This is a genomic window from Bifidobacterium sp. B4081 (genome assembly GCF_026537335.1).
Taxonomy (GTDB): domain Bacteria; phylum Actinomycetota; class Actinomycetes; order Actinomycetales; family Bifidobacteriaceae; genus Bombiscardovia.
In genome coordinates this window covers 12,639-29,594 of record NZ_JAFNMM010000007.1, presented here as the reverse complement: position 1 = coordinate 29,594, position 16,956 = coordinate 12,639, and the positions used below count along the sequence as shown (strand labels likewise).

14 protein-coding genes are annotated in these 16,956 nt (G+C 63.4%); 6 read left to right on the top strand and 8 right to left on the bottom strand.

Translation table 11 applies throughout. The features are described 5' to 3' along the window. The first annotated feature begins 184 nt into the window (after positions 1-184). Positions 185-1,420, top strand: coding sequence for an ROK family protein (locus J3T92_RS09190; RefSeq protein ID WP_267401269.1), 1,236 nt, complete (start codon positions 185-187; stop codon positions 1,418-1,420). 46 nt (positions 1,421-1,466) lie between these two features. On the opposite strand, the gene J3T92_RS09185 is transcribed toward J3T92_RS09190, so the two are convergent. Together J3T92_RS09185 and J3T92_RS09180 are read right to left on the bottom strand one after the other, a co-directional pair. Further along, positions 1,467-2,003 carry an NUDIX hydrolase gene (locus J3T92_RS09185; protein ID WP_267401228.1) on the bottom strand — a complete coding sequence of 179 codons (537 nt, stop codon included), beginning with the start codon at positions 2,001-2,003 and terminating at the stop codon, positions 1,467-1,469. A gap of 3 nt (positions 2,004-2,006) precedes the next feature. Continuing rightward, positions 2,007-3,608 (bottom strand): aminopeptidase P family protein, encoded by a 1,602-nt coding sequence (locus J3T92_RS09180; RefSeq protein ID WP_416378863.1) that lies wholly within the window; start codon positions 3,606-3,608, stop codon positions 2,007-2,009. Between the two features lie 155 nt (positions 3,609-3,763). Here J3T92_RS09180 and J3T92_RS09175 point away from each other — a divergent pair, with 155 nt between their 5' ends. Next, positions 3,764-5,185, top strand: a complete 1,422-nt coding sequence (locus tag J3T92_RS09175) for a bifunctional folylpolyglutamate synthase/dihydrofolate synthase (protein ID WP_267401227.1) — start codon at positions 3,764-3,766, stop codon at positions 5,183-5,185. Further along, the gene (gene smc / locus J3T92_RS09170; protein ID WP_267401225.1) at positions 5,185-8,823 is read left to right on the top strand and encodes a chromosome segregation protein SMC; all 3,639 of its coding nucleotides are present in this window, start codon (positions 5,185-5,187) and stop codon (positions 8,821-8,823) included. The genes J3T92_RS09175 and smc overlap by 1 nt, the downstream gene beginning before the upstream one ends. Here smc and J3T92_RS09165 read toward each other — a convergent pair. The 4 genes from J3T92_RS09165 to J3T92_RS09150 all read right to left on the bottom strand — a co-directional run bounded on the left by J3T92_RS09165 (position 8,756) and on the right by J3T92_RS09150 (position 13,327). Further along, a complete protein-coding gene (locus tag J3T92_RS09165) occupies positions 8,756-9,499 on the bottom strand; it encodes an aspartate/glutamate racemase family protein (RefSeq protein ID WP_267401224.1) in 744 nt (247 codons plus the stop codon). The genes smc and J3T92_RS09165 overlap by 68 nt on opposite strands. Continuing rightward, entirely contained in the window at positions 9,496-10,740 is a 1,245-nt protein-coding gene (locus tag J3T92_RS09160) for a carboxylate--amine ligase (protein ID WP_267401223.1), read from the bottom strand. The genes J3T92_RS09165 and J3T92_RS09160 overlap by 4 nt, the downstream gene beginning before the upstream one ends. Positions 10,741-10,826: 86 nt before the next feature. Beyond that, positions 10,827-12,395, bottom strand: a complete 1,569-nt coding sequence (locus tag J3T92_RS09155; protein ID WP_267401222.1) for a Mur ligase family protein — start codon at positions 12,393-12,395, stop codon at positions 10,827-10,829. A gap of 173 nt (positions 12,396-12,568) precedes the next feature. Next, complete coding sequence (locus J3T92_RS09150) at positions 12,569-13,327, bottom strand: exonuclease domain-containing protein (protein ID WP_267401221.1); 759 nt, start codon at positions 13,325-13,327, stop codon at positions 12,569-12,571. Positions 13,328-13,480: 153 nt separating this feature from the next. Here J3T92_RS09150 and J3T92_RS09145 point away from each other — a divergent pair, with 153 nt between their 5' ends. Both J3T92_RS09145 and J3T92_RS09140 read left to right on the top strand, forming a co-directional pair. Next, a complete protein-coding gene (locus J3T92_RS09145; RefSeq protein ID WP_267401267.1) occupies positions 13,481-14,101 on the top strand; it encodes a sigma-70 family RNA polymerase sigma factor in 621 nt (206 codons plus the stop codon). Between the two features lie 39 nt (positions 14,102-14,140). After that, positions 14,141-14,428, top strand: coding sequence for a hypothetical protein (locus tag J3T92_RS09140; RefSeq protein ID WP_267401219.1), 288 nt, complete (start codon positions 14,141-14,143; stop codon positions 14,426-14,428). Between the two features lie 135 nt (positions 14,429-14,563). On the opposite strand, the gene J3T92_RS09575 is transcribed toward J3T92_RS09140, so the two are convergent. Continuing rightward, a complete protein-coding gene (locus J3T92_RS09575; RefSeq protein WP_099327425.1) occupies positions 14,564-14,638 on the bottom strand; it encodes a 50S ribosomal protein bL37 in 75 nt (24 codons plus the stop codon). A gap of 85 nt (positions 14,639-14,723) precedes the next feature. Further along, the gene (locus J3T92_RS09135; RefSeq protein WP_267401217.1) at positions 14,724-15,692 is read right to left on the bottom strand and encodes an aldose 1-epimerase family protein; all 969 of its coding nucleotides are present in this window, start codon (positions 15,690-15,692) and stop codon (positions 14,724-14,726) included. Between the two features lie 172 nt (positions 15,693-15,864). Here J3T92_RS09135 and J3T92_RS09130 point away from each other — a divergent pair, with 172 nt between their 5' ends. Then, positions 15,865-16,950 carry a 4-hydroxy-3-methylbut-2-enyl diphosphate reductase gene (locus J3T92_RS09130; RefSeq protein WP_267401216.1) on the top strand — a complete coding sequence of 362 codons (1,086 nt, stop codon included), beginning with the start codon at positions 15,865-15,867 and terminating at the stop codon, positions 16,948-16,950. Positions 16,951-16,956 lie beyond the last annotated feature (6 nt).

Genomic DNA, 16,956 nt, shown 5'->3' with positions numbered 1-16,956 from the left:
AGAACAGAGGGCGGGGCCTTGTTTAAAGCTCGTCGTTAATTTTCCTTCCTAGCTTCTACCTACGTATCCGAGGGCGGAAGCTCCAGCTGAATTTGCGGATTTTGGCGGGTTCATGTGTGATACTGAAAGGTGGTTTCTGGCATGTAGGGTGGTTTTGCCGCCCGGATTTGGAGGGATGATTTCCGTGACTGCCCTGCGCTCTATCAATCAGGATGATCTGAGGAACCACAATCTCTCGGTCATTATCGACACCATTCTGCGGTCGCCTACCTCGCTCAGCAGGGCGGATCTGGCCAAGGCTACCGGGCTGACCAAGGCTACTATGTCGCTCCTGGCAGGGCTTCTACTCAGGAATCGGGTGGTACGCGAGGAGGAGCCTGAGACTTCGCAGAGCAGCCATGGCCGACCGAGCACCCCACTGTCCATCGCACACGGACACTGGGCCGGTCTGGGCCTGCAGATCAACACCGATGGTTACGGATGTCTGGCCATGGATCTGGATGGGACCCTGATCGATTCGGCCTGGGTCAAGGATGATATGCATGAGGCGGAACCCGATCGGGTCTTCGCTGACCTGGAGGAGCTGACCAAGCCCATCGAACGCAAGCTGTCCCGTCGGCACTACCGCACAGTGGGTTCGGGCCTGGCTCTGCCCGGCCTGGTCGGCGGCGACACCACCTTGCTCATGGCCCGCAACCTGGGATGGGAACGTCTGGATCTCCAGGAATTTCCCCTGGTCCGTCGACTAGCTCCCAGAGTGGGCAACGAGGCGCGTCTGGCAGCCCTTGCTCAGATTCCCGGCTACGCTGCCCAGCGTCCTGCGGGCGGAGATGAGGGGCCACTTTCGCCCACCGACTCCTTTATTTACATTTCCACTGACATCGGTATCGGCGGGGCTGTGGTGCGTCGCGGGGCCGTCGAGACCGGAGACCATGGGTTCGCCGGTGAATTGGGGCATGCCTCGGTGGATCTGAACGGCCCAACCTGCCGTTGCGGCCGCCGTGGGTGCCTGGAGACCTACGCCGGGCGCAGGGCTCTGGTTGAGGCGGCTGACATCGCCACCGGAGCTGAGGCGGTCACGCCCCAGGCCATGGAAGAACTCTACCAGCGCTGGCAGCAGGGCGATGCCAAAGCGGTAGATGCCATCGATCGTGGGCTCGAAGCCATGATCTCGGTCATTGCCTCAGCCATCAATATTGTCGACGTGGATACGGTCATTCTGGGTGGATTCTGGTCGCACTTCGGGGGGAACCTGGCCCAGCGTCTGCAGGATCGGCTCAATCAGCTGACCCTGGGCCGTGATGCCGTGGACATTCGTGTGCTCATCCCCACCCAGGCCGACTATCCGGCCCTCAAGGGGGCTGCCCTGGTAGGCCTGCGTCGCTTCATCGACGATCCGCTGGATTTCTTCGAGGACTGAGCCGCCAAGGGCTGAACCGTCCAAGGGTCCAATGGTCAACTTGAGACTAGTCGGGATTTGCAGGCAACTCCCTGCCGCCAACCTTGAAGAGGGCGTGGGCGTCTCCGCCCTGTAGGCGCTTCAGATAGGTCCGAGCTCGGGCCATGCGTTCCACAGTGGTCTGGGCCAGCGGGGATGGGAGTTGATCGGGGTCGAACCAGCCGACTGACAGGCTCTCCTCGTCACCCACAAAGGGATCGGTGTTGCCGCTGGGGTCAGGCCGGCAGATGAAGAGATGATCCATGTACATGGTCCGGTCGCCGTTGGCATAGGTGATCACCTCTTGGGAGGATGTGACGGCCGCCAGGTCGGTGACGATCACATCCACCCCGGTCTCCTCCTTGACCTCGCGGACCACGGTGTCGGCCGGGTCCTCGCCCGGTTCGTTGATCCCGTAGACCAGGGCCCACTGTCCGGTGTCGGAGCGCCGGCCCAGCAGGAGGCGGCCCTGGTCATCGCTGACGAAGGCCGTCACACCGTTCAGCCAGAGCAGGTCATGCCCTATGGACCGGCGCAGTCTGAGCACGAAGTCAGGAGTGGGCATACATCAGTCCCTGTCCGGGTCGGCCAGTGCGGCCCGCTGCGCCATCCAGGCCTCCACCTCTTCGACGGTCTTGGGGATGCCAGCAGACAGCCACTGGGGTCCCTGCTCGGTCATGAGCACGTCGTCCTCCACGCGCACACCGATACCGCGGAACTCCGGAGGCACCAGCAGGTCGTTCTCCTTGAAGTAGAGCCCGGGCTCGATGGTGAAAATCATCCCGGGGGTGATGGGCGCGCCCTGGTAGGACTCGTACCTGGCCTCCGCGCAGTCGTGCACGTCCAGACCCAGGTGGTGGGCGCATCCGCAGGCGTGCCAGCGGCGGTGCTGCTGGCCCTGGGGGGAGAGGGACTCTTCCACACTGACCTTGAGGATGCCCCACTCGTGCAAAGTTTCAGCCAGCACACGCATGACGGCATGGTGGATGTCGGAGTAGGTGGCGCCGGGCTTGGCGGCTTCGAAGCCGGCCTGCTGGGCCTTGAGCACGGTCTGGTAGATCCGCTTCTGCAGTGGACTGAAGGTGCCACCTACCGGGAAGGTGCGGGTGATGTCGGCCGTGTAGAGGCTGTTGACCTCCACACCGGCGTCGATCAGGAGCAGGTCGCCCTTCTGAACGGTTCCGTCATTGCGCATCCAGTGCAGGATGGGAGCGTGCTTGCCCGAGGCGATGATGGAACCGTAGCCCACGTCGTTGCCCTTCTCGCGGGCGTTGGCGTTGAAAACGCCCTCCAACATCCGCTCGGAACGGGGCTTGCCTACCACCTGGGGCAGGTGGGTCAGAATCCGGTCGAATCCGTCCTTGGTGGCGGCGATGGCCTTGCGCATCTCGCCCACCTCATAGCCGTCCTTGATCATGCGGGCCTCGGAGGTGAACTCTTCGAGCTTGTCGTCGGCTTCCTCATTGCGGTCCGGGCCGCCGATGCCATTGGCCTTGCGGGCTGCCTCCACCTGGTTCAGGACCTCCTGGTCGGCGGTGCGGATCACACGCAGCCTGACCGCTCCCTGGTCCGGCCCCAGATCCTTGGCAATGGCATCAGGGAAAGCGGCGATGTCCCTGGTGGGGATGCCGGTCATGATGGCCAGCTCCCGCAGTCCGGCTCGAGGACCCACCCAGTACTCCCCGTACTGAGAGGAACGGTAGTAGTCGCGGGTGGACTGATCGGCCCGGGGATGGACGAAGAGCTCAGGGGTGTGGGTCAGGCCTTTGGCCGCCTCCGGACTGTCGGGGTCCACTGGGTCCAGGACCAGGATGGCTCCTGGCTCATAGTCCTCGCCCAGGCCCGTGTAGTAGGCGAAGGTGGTGTCTGGGCGGAAGGCGTAGTCGTTATCGTTGTTTCGAGTCTTGTAGGATCCGGCAGGGATGACCAGTCGTTCGCCGGGGAAACGCCGGCCCAGCTCACGCAGGCGGCGTCCGGTGTATTTGCTGGACTCCAGCGGCTCTATCTGAGGCTCCTGGGCCTGCCAGCCGGTGGTCATGAACTTCTGGAAGGCGGGGGAGTTGGGGCGCAGGGTGCGGTTGTTCACCCGGTCTTCCATGTTCTGCTCATCCAGGTCCACGTTCTTGGGATCAGTGTCTCCTTGTAGATGCTCCTGTGCGGATGCGGTCACGTCCAGCCTCCTTGAGGTTCCGATTCTGACTATGTTGGTTCCATGGTAGTGCGTTCGGCCGATGTGACAGTCGGTTGTTCCGGCCCTCAATCGGGGTCGGTGGCGCATAGAATGGGCGGGAAGCATCCACAGCCAGCAGGAGGCGCAGGCAGAATATGTCATTCGAACACCCCAACAGCAAGGGTCAGAATATTCGCGATGTCGAGCGGGCCATCATGGCGCGTCCCGCCGAGCATGACAGCCCCAATCTGGACCTGGACAGGATGGGGATGATGCTGGACCTGCTGGGTCACCCGGAGCACAGCTTCAGGGTCATTCACGTCACCGGGACCAACGGCAAGGGGTCCACGGCGCGGATGGCCGAGGCTCTGGTGCGGGCTTATGGTCTGCGCACCGGGCTCTATACATCGCCGCACTTGGAGCGGATCAATGAACGAATCGCCATCGACGGCCAGGAGCTCTCAGATGAGGACTTCGTAGACCTCTACCAGCAGATCGAGGATTTCATCGCCATGGTGGACGACCGCTTTGCCCAGCAGGGTAGGGCTCCCATGAGCTTCTTCGAGGTCCTGACCGCCATGGCCGTCTGGGCCTTCGCCGACGCCCCTGTGGACGTGGCCATCGTCGAGGTGGGGATGGGCGGCCGCTGGGATGCCACCAACGTCCTCGATGGCGATGCCGCCATTATCGGGCCGGTGGACATGGACCATATGCAGTGGCTTGGGGATACGGTCGAGCAGATAGCAGGCGAGAAGGCCGGGATCATCAAGCCCAAGTCCACGGTCATCGTCGGCGCCCAGCCTCATGAGGAGGCCGTCATGCCCATTATCGAGCAGGCCGTGCGCGAGCAGGGCGCCCCTACTCTGCTGAGGGATGGCAACGAGCTGGAGGTGGTCTCCCGTATGCCCGCAGTGGGCGGCCAGGTGGCCACGCTGCGTACGCCGCAGGGACTCTACAAGGATGTGCCCATTGACAAGTTCGGTGAGCATCAGGCCCACAACGCGCTGGCAGCCCTGGCTGCGGCTGAGACGGTCGTCCCCGTCAACGGGGCCCTGGACCAGGATCTGGTGGCCGAGGCCTTGAGCCAGGTGCGCATCCCCGGACGGATCGAGCAGGTACGCACCTCGCCCACCATCATCATCGATGGTGGGCACAACTTGAGCGCGGCCCAGTCCCTGCGCTCGGCCATCGAGGAGAACTACGACTTCAAGCAGCTGGTGGGTGTGATTTCCATGATGGCTGACAAGCAGGTGGAGGACTATCTGGGTCTGCTGGAGCCCGTGTTGGACAGCGTCGTGGTCACCGAGAACTCCTGGAAGGGCCGAGTCATGCCGGCCGAAGATTTGGAACGAATCGCTGTGCGGGTCTTCGGCCCCGACAGGGTGGTCCGGCGCGACCGGATGCCTGATGCCATCCAGGCGGCTGTCGACATGGTTGATAGCGAGGATCAGACCGGGGTGGGCTATGGCCGCGGTGTATTGATTTGCGGCAGCTTCGTCACCGCCGGCGATGCCCGCACCCTGCTGGCCGAGCGTCCCAATCCCGATCTGGCCAAACCTAAGGCGGAGCGCGCCTGATGTATCTCAAGGAGCTGACCCTCAAGGGCTTCAAGTCCTTCGCTTCGGCCACCACCCTGCGCTTCGAGCCGGGCATCACCGCTGTGGTGGGCCCCAACGGATCAGGCAAATCCAACATCGTCGACGCCCTGGCCTGGGTCATGGGCGAGCAGGGGGCCAAGAGCCTCCGCGGCGGATCCATGGAGGATGTCATCTTCGCCGGCACCTCCTCCAGGCCGCCACTGGGCCGGGCTCAGGTCACCCTAACCATCGATAACACTGATCGGACCTTGGACATCGACTACACCGAGGTGACCATTAGCCGAACCATCTACCGCAATGGCGGGTCCGAATACGCCATCAACGGATCCGACTGCCGCCTGCTGGACATCCAGGAACTGCTCAGCGACACCGGGCTGGGCCAGCAGATGCATGTGATTGTCGGCCAGGGGCGGCTGGATGCCATTCTGCGAGCTGATCCGGCAGGTCACCGTGCCTTCATCGAGGAGGCGGCCGGCATCCTCAAACACCGCAAGCGCAAGGAACGGGCCCTGCACAAGCTGGCCAACACCGAAGCCAACCTGTCCCGTCTGGATGACCTGATCGGCGAGATTCATCGGCAGCTGGGGCCGCTTGGCCGCCAGGCCAAGGTCTCCCGCCGGGCCGACATGATCCAGGTCAGCCTGCGGGACGCCCAGGCCCGCATCCATGCCGACGATGCCTTGACCTCGCAAAAAAAGCTGGAGGATCTGCGCTCGCAGATGGCCCGGACCAGGGAACGGCTGGCTCGTGGGCAGGATGATCTGACCAGGGTCAAGCTCCGCATTGAACAGCTGGAGGGGCTGGACCGACGGTCCAGTCCGGCCTTGGAGGCAGTCAACCAGCAATGGAACGACCTGACCAAGCTGGGTGAGCGAGCCGGTTCCTTGGCATCATTGGCCAGGGAGCGCAGCCGTTCATTGGAGGCCAGTATGGTGGCCGATCAGGGGCAGGACCCCGGGTTGCTCAGGCGGAGGGCCGACGAGCTCAAGGGCCAGGCCGATCAGACGGAGGGCCAGGTTGGAGCCGACCGGATCGCCCTGGATGGCTGTGTCCAAGCCCGTGCGGATCTGGAGCGGCGGCTGGCCGCTCACCGGCAGACCATGACCGAGCTACGGCAGGCGGCCAGAAAGCGGCAGGCTCGGCTGGGCGACCTGGCGCAGCTGGTGGCCAAGGAGGACTCGGCCCTCGAACTATCCAGACAGCGCGAGCATGATCTGACCCGTCAGCAGGATCAGGCCAGAGAGGGCCTGGAGCGGGCCAGGAACAGGGTGCGGGACCTGGATAACCAGGAGGAAAGTCCCGACCAGGACGGCAGACAAGCCCTGGACCAGGCAGGTAAGGTCAGGGACCAGGCCCGCAGCAGGCTCAACGACCTTCAGGAGCACGAGCGACGAATCCAGTCCGATGCCATATCGGCCCAGGCCAAGGCCGATGCCCTGGCGGACACGCTAGACCATCGCGGCGCTGGCGAGGCCCTGTCCCAGGCGGGAGATACGGCCCTGCTGGGTGTGCTGACCGACTTCGTCCGAGTGGAGGAGGGCTGGGAGGAGCCCCTGGCCCAGGCCTTGCACGACTACGCCTCGGCCTTGGTGGCCAAGGATGGTCAGACGGTCGACCAGACCCTGGAACGAGCCCGCCGAGACCGTCTTGGACGCGCAGCGCTGATCTCAGCATCAGGCCCGTTCAAGGGGGCAGACATGAAGCCCGGAGACGGCCCCTGGAGGTCGGCTGCCGACCTGGTGGCCCTGCGGAAGCATCCTGCCGATCCTGAATGGGCCCAAGGGGTGCTGGCTGCCGTCCGCAGCCTGCTGGCCTCTACAGCTGCCGTCAATGACGCTGATCAGGCCCGCCGCGCCTTGGAAGACGGATGGCAGCAGGCGTTGACCCGCCTGGGCGACCTCTATGACCGGGCAGGTGCTGTAGGCGGATCCGCTCCGGCAACTAGTGACTTGGCGCTGACTGCGCGCAGGGATAAGGCCCTGGCACAGGTAGAGGCCCTCCAGGAGGAATCCCAGGCACTGCAGCCGCAGATGGAAGCGGCCCGTGCCGCCCTTGAGCAGGCTGAGCAGAAGCTGCAGGAGGCGCGCAACAAGTGCACCGAGGCCCGGGTCAAGGCTGAGCAGACAACCCGGGAGCTGGCGGCAGCTCACAAGGAGTCGGATCGAGCCCAGGCCGGGGTCAAGGATCTGGATGACCGGCTGGCTCAGGTGCGCGACCAGGTGCGCACGCACGAACTCAAACTGGAGGACCTCAAGGCAGGCCTGGCCCGTGCCCAGGAGGACAGGGAATCTGATTCTGATGACCCGGAGGGCATGGAAGACCGACAGCATGAATTGGAGACGGCTCTGGACCAGGCCCGCACTGCCGAGATGGAGGCCAAGCTGTCCTGGACCGAGAGCGACCGGCGGCATGCCTCCCTATTGCGGCAGATCGATCTGCTGCAAGATCAGGCCGATCAGGCTGAACGCCGCCGTCAGCGAATAGGAGAGGAGAACCGTCGTCGCAAGGCCGGCATGGCCTCCCTGGGGCTGATCGCGCTCAGGGCCGACCTGCTGGCCCAGCTGATCAAGGGGAGGATGGAGCGCGCGGCCCGCCGCCGGGATCAGCTCAAGGCCAAGGCTTCGGCCCACGACAAGGAGCTGACTGATCTGCGGGCCGACAGGGACGCTCTGGAACCCAAGGTGGCCGGTCTTCGGCAGGATGAGCACGGTCTGGATCTGGAGCGGGAGCGCCTGGCCGGCGAGGACGGCCGCCTACGTCAGCGCATTCAGGATGATCTGGGCATGGAGCCGGGGGAGTTGATCCGCGAATACGGCCCTGACCGTCTGGTTCCCGTCCTGGATGACGAGGGCAATCCGGTGCCTCTGGACCAGGATGCGGCGGAGAAAGAAGGTGATTCACCAGCCTTCAAAACAGTGCCCTACCAACGCGGGGAGCAGGAGAAGCGGCTGGCCAAGGCCAAGCGGGACCTGGCTGCCCTGGGGAAAGTCAACCCGCTGGCCACCGAGGAATACGAGGCTTTGGAGTCCCGTAACCGCTACCTGCACGAGCAGCGTCAGGATGTGATAGGCTCCCGGGATGATCTGATGGCCCTGGTCAAGGATCTGGATTCGACCATGGTCACGGTCTTCAAGGAGGCCTTCGACGACACTGCCAAGGCCTTTGAACGCATCTTCGCCACCCTCTTTCCAGGCGGGCGCGGGCGGTTGCGGCTGGAGGATCCGGATGACCTGCTGACCACAGGCGTTCTGGTCGAGGCCAGCCCGGCCGGCAAGAAGGTCCGTCGGCTCTCTCTGCTCTCGGGCGGGGAGCGGTCGCTGACAGCCTTGGCCCTGCTCCTGGCCATCTTCACAGCCCGGCCAAGCCCCTTCTATGTCATGGACGAGGTCGAGGCCGCCCTGGATGACGTGAACCTGACCAGGTTGCTCAAGGCCTTCGAACAGTTGCGTGAGCATGCCCAGCTGATCATCATCACCCACCAGCAGCGGACCATGGGCATCGCCGATGCCCTCTACGGGGTCACCATGCGGGGGGACGGGGTGACGGCCGTCATCTCCCAGCGGCTGAAGGATCCGAATCGTTCCGGTCGTGAAGAGCCCGAGCCCGATAAAGGGTGACCTGCGCCAAAACTGCCTGGGAGTCCACGATGGGCAGCTGCGGCATGGGGTAGGCCTCGTTGAGCACCGAGAGCTCGGTGCAGCCCAGCAGGACCGAGTCACAGTGGTAGTCATTCAGGAAGGCGTCGAGAACGCCCAGGTAGCGGTCCTTGTCCAGTCGCCCTTCCTTGACGTCGTCGTAGATCAGCGCGCTCACACGGTCCTGCAGGGCCTGGTCCGGGTCCACCAGCTGGTAACCGGCGCTGTCGGCCGGGCCCTGGTAGATGGCGGCATGGCGGGACCCCTCGGTGCCCATGTACCCCATGCGCGGATGGGTTTTCGCCGGATAGTGCCGATCAGCCCAGTCGATGGTGGCCTGGGGCATGTCCAAAATAGGGACCGGGGTCAGGGCCTGGAGCCTGGGCAGAATCTGATGGGCGGTGTTGCAGGCCATGACCATGAAGGAGGCGCCCATGGCTGTGGCCTGGCGCACGTCCTCGGCCAGGTAGGGGAAGGGATCATTCTTGCTACGGCCAAGGATGAACTCGGTGCGGTCGGGCACGGTGGCGTGGTTGAAGACCACATAGTCCAAAAAGTCCTGGTCCCTGTGCGCCCCGGTCATCCGGTCCAGCACCCGCACGAAGCTTTCGGTGGCCAGTGTGCCCATGCCGCCCAGGACGACGAAGAAGTTCCTCATGCCAGTGTCCTCTTGTCGCGGAAGTAGCGCCGGTAACGACGCCGATAGATGGAAAACATGTGTCGAATCAGCAGCCAGCGCTTGAAACTGCGGTCCTTGCTGTACTCCAGGGTGGTGCCCCAGTCCCCGCGGCGAATCATGGCCACGGCCTGTCGCTTGTCCTCGGATTCGGCGCAGTATTTGCGGAAGATGTCCTTGGGGATCTCCATCCAGAGGCGATGCCCCCGGCCGAAGACGGTGTGTCCGTTGAAGGGGGTGTCCAGAACCAGGTCGTCCACAAAGTAGCGGGCCAGGTTGAAGCCGTTCAGGGTGACCACATAGCTGCTGCGGCCCTGTCGCAGATTGATCTCGAAGAGCTTGTAGATGCCGTCGCGGGGGTCGTACTTCATGTCGAAGTTGGCCACCCCGCTGTACTTGATGTCCTCAAGGAAGGCCTTGATACGGTCGAAGATGTCCTGGTTGTAGTCGGGGATGATGGCCGCGTAGTTGCCTACGGCCTCGGGGGTGGGGTCCTCCAGCAGGGGATGGCCCAGGAACATCATGCGCACCCGGTGGTGACGGTCCACGTAGGCATTGAGCACCCTCATGTTGTCATCGCCCCCGGGCACGAAGTCTTGGATGACCATCTGCGAGGTGTACCCGGCCTGGTAGGACCTGCGGATCATGGTGTCCAGCTCATCAGGGTTGCTGAAGATGAAGGCCTTCTTCCTGCCGGGGAAGTCGATTCCCAGCCACTCGTCGCTGTCCGCAGGCTTCATGGCCACCGGGTAGTCGAAGGGCAGGTTGCGGTGGCGGCCGGCTTTCACATCATCGGCATCCACAGAAACAGTCTTCGGGTGGGGCAGGTCGTAGCGGTCGCAGAGTTGGTAGAAGGAGGATTTGAGCGAGAGGGACCGGTTCAGTTCCTGGTCGATGGCGTTGAAGACGAACTGTCCGCGCAGGGGATCGCCGAACTTGTCCAGCAGGTTGGCGTAGGAGTCCCCGCAGGGCAGCAAAAGCAAGGTGGCACTTGGGTGGTCCCGGTGATAAGCGTAGGCCCACTCGTTCAGGGTGGACACGAAGACCTCGGGATTGGTGAAGTCGTCTACCAGGTGCAGGTCCAGGATCTTGCTGTACTTGGTGGGGGAGAGCTGGTAGTGGCCGAATGCGGTGGAGACCAGGCCGTATGCCTCGTGGAAGGCTCGCGCCATCCCGTAGGAGTTGATGTCGGTGCCCAGTATGACCGGTTGGAATTCTTTCATGTGTCCGAAACCACCTACCATGTGCTCGTGCGCCCCACCCTGCCGTGGAGCATTCAGCTTTCCATCTTAGAAACCTGTCGGGATCGTCAGACCGTGGCCGCGCCGGTGGCTCCCAGGTCATAGCTTTTTGTGCCCAGAAGGCGCGCCACTACGTGGTCATCGCCCTCATAAGGCACGTGGCCGCCGTCTTTCTTGAACCAACGTTCCTCACCCTTGCCGATGACCAGAGTGACCCGCAGACGGTCACCTGGCAGGCCCGGATCTCCCAAGGCCTGTTTGATGGCCTGGACCCTGTCCGGTTCGATGCTGGCATCCAGGTTTGGATTGGTCACGAAGCCCAGCATCTGTCGGTCCACTTGGTCCGAGCTCTCCCCAACCTCGTCGTCGGCGGTCAGGATCAGCCGGTCGACGCGGTCCTGGGCGGCGCTGACTATGCCCTCCCTGCGGTCGATGGCCTTGCCGCCAGCGGAACCGGAGACCAGGGTGATGAGGGGCTTGCACTCGCCGTAGCGCTCGTCCACAAAATCCAGCAGGGCTGTGACCGAGGCCTTGTTGTGGGCGTAGTCGACGTAGACTACGCGGTTGTCGGCCTTGAAGCGTTCCATCCTGCCAGCGATCCTGACGTTCTCCATGGCCCGGAGGGCGCAGGCATCAGGCTCTAGACCCAGACTGGTTAGCATGGCCAGGGCAGCGGTCGCGTTCAGAGCGTTGAAATCCCCGTCCATGGACAGGCTGACCGGCCTCATGGCTCCGCCGGAAGGTCCTATCAGGTAGTCGCCTACCTTCCCGGGAGCCTTGCGAGCCAGGAAGTCGGCCTGCCGGGTTCCATCGCCGAATGTCGTCACCGGAACGCTGGCGGCGCGGGCATCTTGAAAGATCAGGTCGGCTCCGCGAGCATCGGCTCCCAGAACCAGCTGCCGGCTGTTGTAGGTTATGCGGCGCTTGCAGTAGAAGTAATCCTCGAAGCTGGGGTGCTCGATGGGGCTGATATGGTCGGGGGAGATGTTCAGGAATGCCCCCAAGTCGAATGTCAGCCCGTAGACTCGGTCCACCTTGTAGGCCTGGGAGGAGACCTCCATGACCAGGTAGCGCATGCCGGCGTCTGCCGCCTGGCGCATCATCCGAAAGAGGTCCAGCGACTCGGGAGTGGTCAGCTCGGATTCCTGATAGTGCCGACCGTCCAGGCAGTTGTCCACCGAGGAAAGCAGGGCGGCGCGACCTTCGGAGAGCCTGGACAGCATGGCCTGCAGGAAGTAAGCGGTGGTGGTCTTGCCCTTGGTTCCGGTGATTCCCACCAGTGTCAACTGTTCCTGGGGATACTCATAAAAGGCAGCGGCCAGCAGGCTCATGGATTTGCGCACGTCGTTGACGATGATCCCCGGGGCCTTGGTGCGGGCGGACAGGTCCTGCTGGGCCACATAGGCCTTCGGCCCCTCGGGATCGCAAGCATCCAGATATTCGGGTAGGAAGCGGCCCTTGCAGAAGAGCAGACTGCCTGGTCCAGCCTGGCGGGTGTCGTAGGTGATGTCGGTGAAGGGCTTGGACGACTGGGTGTCTTCTGGAGCATTCAAGGTCCACTGGTCACCCCGAATCACCTCGCGCAGTTGACTATGTTCGCGCAGCAGCTCCAAAGTTGAAGCCATCGTCAGTCCCATGCCGGCTTCCCCCTGTCTGTATGTGTGTCACTGCAGCTGGTTCCGCCCCGATTGGTGATCCCGATCGAGACCGGAAACAAGTCTAAACCGCCGCAAGGCCAAGGCAGGAGGATCCGACGACTCCTTGACTGAATGGACAAAAGCAGGGAGCGCATCGGTCTTGGAGCTGAGCCTCAGAGCCAGGAGTCGGTGACCGGGCGGCGGCCCTGGGAGATCAGGTGCTGGTTGAAGCGGTCCCGCCACTTGGCCTGCGCCTGTCGCTGCCAGTCCATAAGGGAGTCCATGGTGATTCGGGCCACCTGGGGGAAGAGGGTGGTCATGGGCTTGATCAGATCTACGGCCGCAACCGTATCCGCCGTGGCATTGTGGAAGTTCCCATGCGGGATGACGCCGTAGTACTCGCTGGTCAGCCCCAGAGTGCGGCGGCCCGACCGATGGGAGATCTCCCTGTCCAGGACCAGAGGGTCCACCACCAGCAGATCGCCCTTGCTTAGGGGCTTGGCCGAACCCGCGCACCAGCGGGCGATGTCCCCGTCCAGCATCTGCACGTCGAAGGGGGCATTGTAGGCCAGCAGGGGGATGCGCTTATCCTGGGCGCGGGCAATGAATCCGGCCATCTGCTCGGTGGCCAGCTCAGGCTCCATGCCCTCGGCGGCCAGCTGCTGATCAGTGAACCCGTTGACCCGACTCGCCCCCTTGCTGATATGCCGGTGCGGATTGACTATCCAGGTGGCTATTGCATCCCCTGAGTAGCCCTTGGTCGGGTCGCGCAGAACCAGGCTGGCCGAAACAATGCCATCCTTGCCCGGTCTGGTGCCCGTGGTCTCGGTGTCGAACCCCAGAAGCCAGGAGTCCCCCAGGCGAGTCGACCCCTCTTGCTGCGGGGCGGACTGAAGCGCCTGCTCCATGCTTGGATACTCGGTGTTTTCCATAAGCGTGATTTCTCCTCAGTCATTATGGTAACCGAGGACCGACCGGCCCGCGACCGGGTCAAAACTGCAACAGGCGAGGGGGGATGGCACAATAGGGGTGTGGCAGATACCAGCGAGCTCGAAAGCAGAAAACGTCAATTCGAGGCCCTGGCCATGCCTGCGGTGGATGTGCTGTACCGCCAGGCCATGCGCCTGACCAACAACCCCGACGACGCCCAGGATCTGGTCCAGGACACTTTCGAGCGCGGATTCAAGGCTTTCGACCGCTTCCAGCCGGGCAGCAACTTTGAGGCCTGGATGACCACCATTGAACGCAACGCCTACTTCAACCAGTATCACAAGGCCAAGCGGCGCCCCCAGAGGGCCAACGACTCGACGGGCGAGTACAACGACTGGGACATCTATTCGGCTTCGGAGCACGGATCCGAGGGGCTCAAATCCGCCGAGCAGGAGTACATGGAGACCTTCGCCCCCGAGGAGATCATGGCCGCCCTGAACCGGCTCAGCCCGGAACGCCGGCGGGTCTTCATCGATGCCGCCATCGACGGCAAGAGCTACCAGCAGGTGGCCGACGAGGAGGGCATCAAGATCGGCACGGTCATGAGCCGGCTGAACCGGGCGCGCTCGCAGTTGCGCCAGGAGCTGGAGCGATATGCCCAGGAGCGCGGCTACCAGCAGGGGCGCGGTGCTGCAGGCAAGCCCTCAGCGGAACGACATGGTGCTGGTGCTGCCAAGCCTAGTATAAAAAAAGAGATCAGCACCAAGGGGCACTGAGGGCCCCCGAAGATCGGGTACCAGGAAGTGGGCAGGAGCATGGACGGACGCGTGGAGATGAGTCACTACGCCTACGATGACGGCGGCTCCGTCAGGGTGTCCCACACCAGCCTGCGCATCTATCAGGATGCCTCCTGCGTGGATCCCAGCGACTGCTTCGATCCGGAATCCTGCTGCGACGATCGGGAGCGCATGGTCATCGAGGAGTTGCGTCGGTATCTGCGCCCTGAGTACGCGCCGGACTGTCTGCTGGATCGGCTCAGGCACATGTTCGACCAGATGGACGAACTTGAACAGGGGATCCCGGATCGCAATATAGACAAGTAGATCCAGCCGGCTTCTTGGCAGAGCTCGGTTCTGCTGGTCATTCAGGCTATTGCAGAAATCATGGTCATGCGTATGCAGCCATGGTTTTTACGTATATATGCAAAACCCCGGCACCGTTGGTGCCGGGGCAGACGATCAGGTGTTCGGCCTCTTGCCGTGGTTGGCGGCCTTCTTGCGGCGATCCCTGCGCTTGCGTCCGCGCATGCCCATGATTGGACTCCTTTGCTACTGATGAACCTATAAGCCTTGCCGATTATCGCACACCGGGCTGACCTTTGTCGACCGGCCAGACAGCTCAGACCTTTTGTGCCCGGTATCCCACCTGGGTGGTGTAGACGGCGGCAGGCTGAAGAATCACCAGATTCCGGCCTGTCCGAAAAGCGTTGGCGTAGGCGGTCATGGGCTCCACGGCAACGCCGGCCGGACGCATGCCAGCGTCGAAGCCGGTCCCGGTGCATACCTGCCATGAAGTGATGGTCTCATCGCCCCAGAGCTGAATGCGGATGCCGTCCGGCCGGGTGAACCAGGCCGAGCAGGTGCCGTCATCGTCCCGCTCCACATCGGTCCAGGCATCGTCGAAGTCCGCATCCTCGCCCAGCACAGAACCCTGGCGCAGATCGGTTCGTCCCTGGACGGGTTCGGTGCCGGTGGGCAGCAGCCTGTCCGGATCGACCACCACGTGAGTGCGGCAGGGGATGGACAGGGTGCAGGGGGCGTTGTCCTTCTGGACCTGGTCCCCGACGCCCCGCTTGCCATTGGCCAGCCAGGGGTGGATGCCGAAGGCCCAGGGTGCAGCCTCGTCGCCTAGGTTCAGGGCCCGGGTGGTCATGGTCAGCCCCTGGTCGTCCAGGGCGTAGGTGACGCTGACCACCACGTCGAAGGGGTATCCGGCCATGTCGGGCACCCGCCAGGAGAGGCTGACGGAGTCCTCGGACAGAACCTGCAGGTGCCAGTAGGCCCGGTAGCCGTATCCGTGAATAGCGGTGTTCCGGTCATGCTCGTCAATGGGCAAGGTGTAGGTGTGGCCTTGGAATTCGTAGGTGCCGTCCTCAATCCGGTTAGGGAAGGGGACCAGCACGTTCCCGTTGCTGCAGGGTACGGTTCCATCCGAGTCAAAGGAGGCCAGCAGGTCCTTTCCCCGGTATTTCAGAACCCGCAGTATGGCACCCAGCTCCGTCACCACCGCTTCGTAGTCCCCGTGACGGATGCTGTACTGCTGTCCTGTCCGGGGCAGGGCCCCGCCCATCATTTCGTTCGTATGCATGCTCCCACTTCCATAGTGCCGTTGATGCTTGGTACGCCACCATCCTAGCGCCTCAGTGGTCTTGGCTTCTTGGTGAAAGAGTGGCGTATGGACTACCGGGGGCTGTCCAGGCTTTCTACCATGGACCTGCAGCGTCCGGAACCGTCCGGATTGACATCGATAAGGAGCGGCAGTGGCAGGATTTCGGACCACCGTGTGCGGACAGCCGACCCTGCAGGGGCATGGGCGGGTCATCCTTGCTAATCCGCGCGGATTCTGCGCGGGGGTGGACCGAGCCATCCAGACTGTGCAGACCATCCTGGATGCAGACAACCCTCGCCAGGATCAGGGTTTGCCTCCGGTATACGTGCGCCGGCAGATAGTCCATAACCGGCATGTGGTTGAAGACCTGTCACGGCGGGGGGCCGTGTTCGTGGATGAGCTGGACCAGATTCCCGACCAGGCCGTTCGTGCCGGAGTGCCCGTGGTCTTCTCGGCCCATGGAATCGCCCCCTCGGTCGTCAAGGAGGCCCGGCGGCGGGGGATGCGCGTGGTCGATGCCTCATGCCCTCTGGTCAGCAAGGTCCACCGGGAGGTCCAGCGCTTCGTTCGCGACGGCTACTCGATCATCTACATAGGCCACCGTGGGCACGACGAGGCTGTGGGAGTCATGGGGGAGGCCCCGGACCGGGTTCACCTGGTCGAGCATGAGGCTGATATTAAGGCCTTGGATTTTGGGCCCGACACCCCGCTGGTCATGCTGACCCAGACCACCCTGAGCCTTGATGAGACCGCCGACCTGGGTGCAGCCCTGCGTCGACGCTTCCCCTGGATGGAGGAGCCGCCGGGTTCCGACATCTGCTATGCCACTCAGAACAGGCAGCAGGCTGTCAAGCTGGTGGCCGGCCAGGCGGACTGCATGGTTGTGGTGGGCTCGGCCAATTCCTCCAATTCGGTGCGTCTGGTCGAGGTGGCCCGTCAGGCTCTGGAGACGCGGTTTCCTGGTCAAGGCGGGCAGAGGGCCCACCGGGTCGACGATGCCGGCGAACTGGACCCGACTTGGCTGCAGGACATGGATTCGGTCGGGCTCACTTCGGGTGCTTCGGTTCCCGAAGACCTGGTTCAGGGGGTGCTGGAGACTCTGGCTTCCCGAGGGTTTTCCCAGGTGACCCGAGCCCGGGCGGTCGACGAGCATATGCGCTTCGTCCTGCCTGCCGCCTTGCGCTCCGCCCGGGCAACCAGGAAAGTTCCACAGCCGCAGGGCCAGGCCCAGCGCTAAAAACTC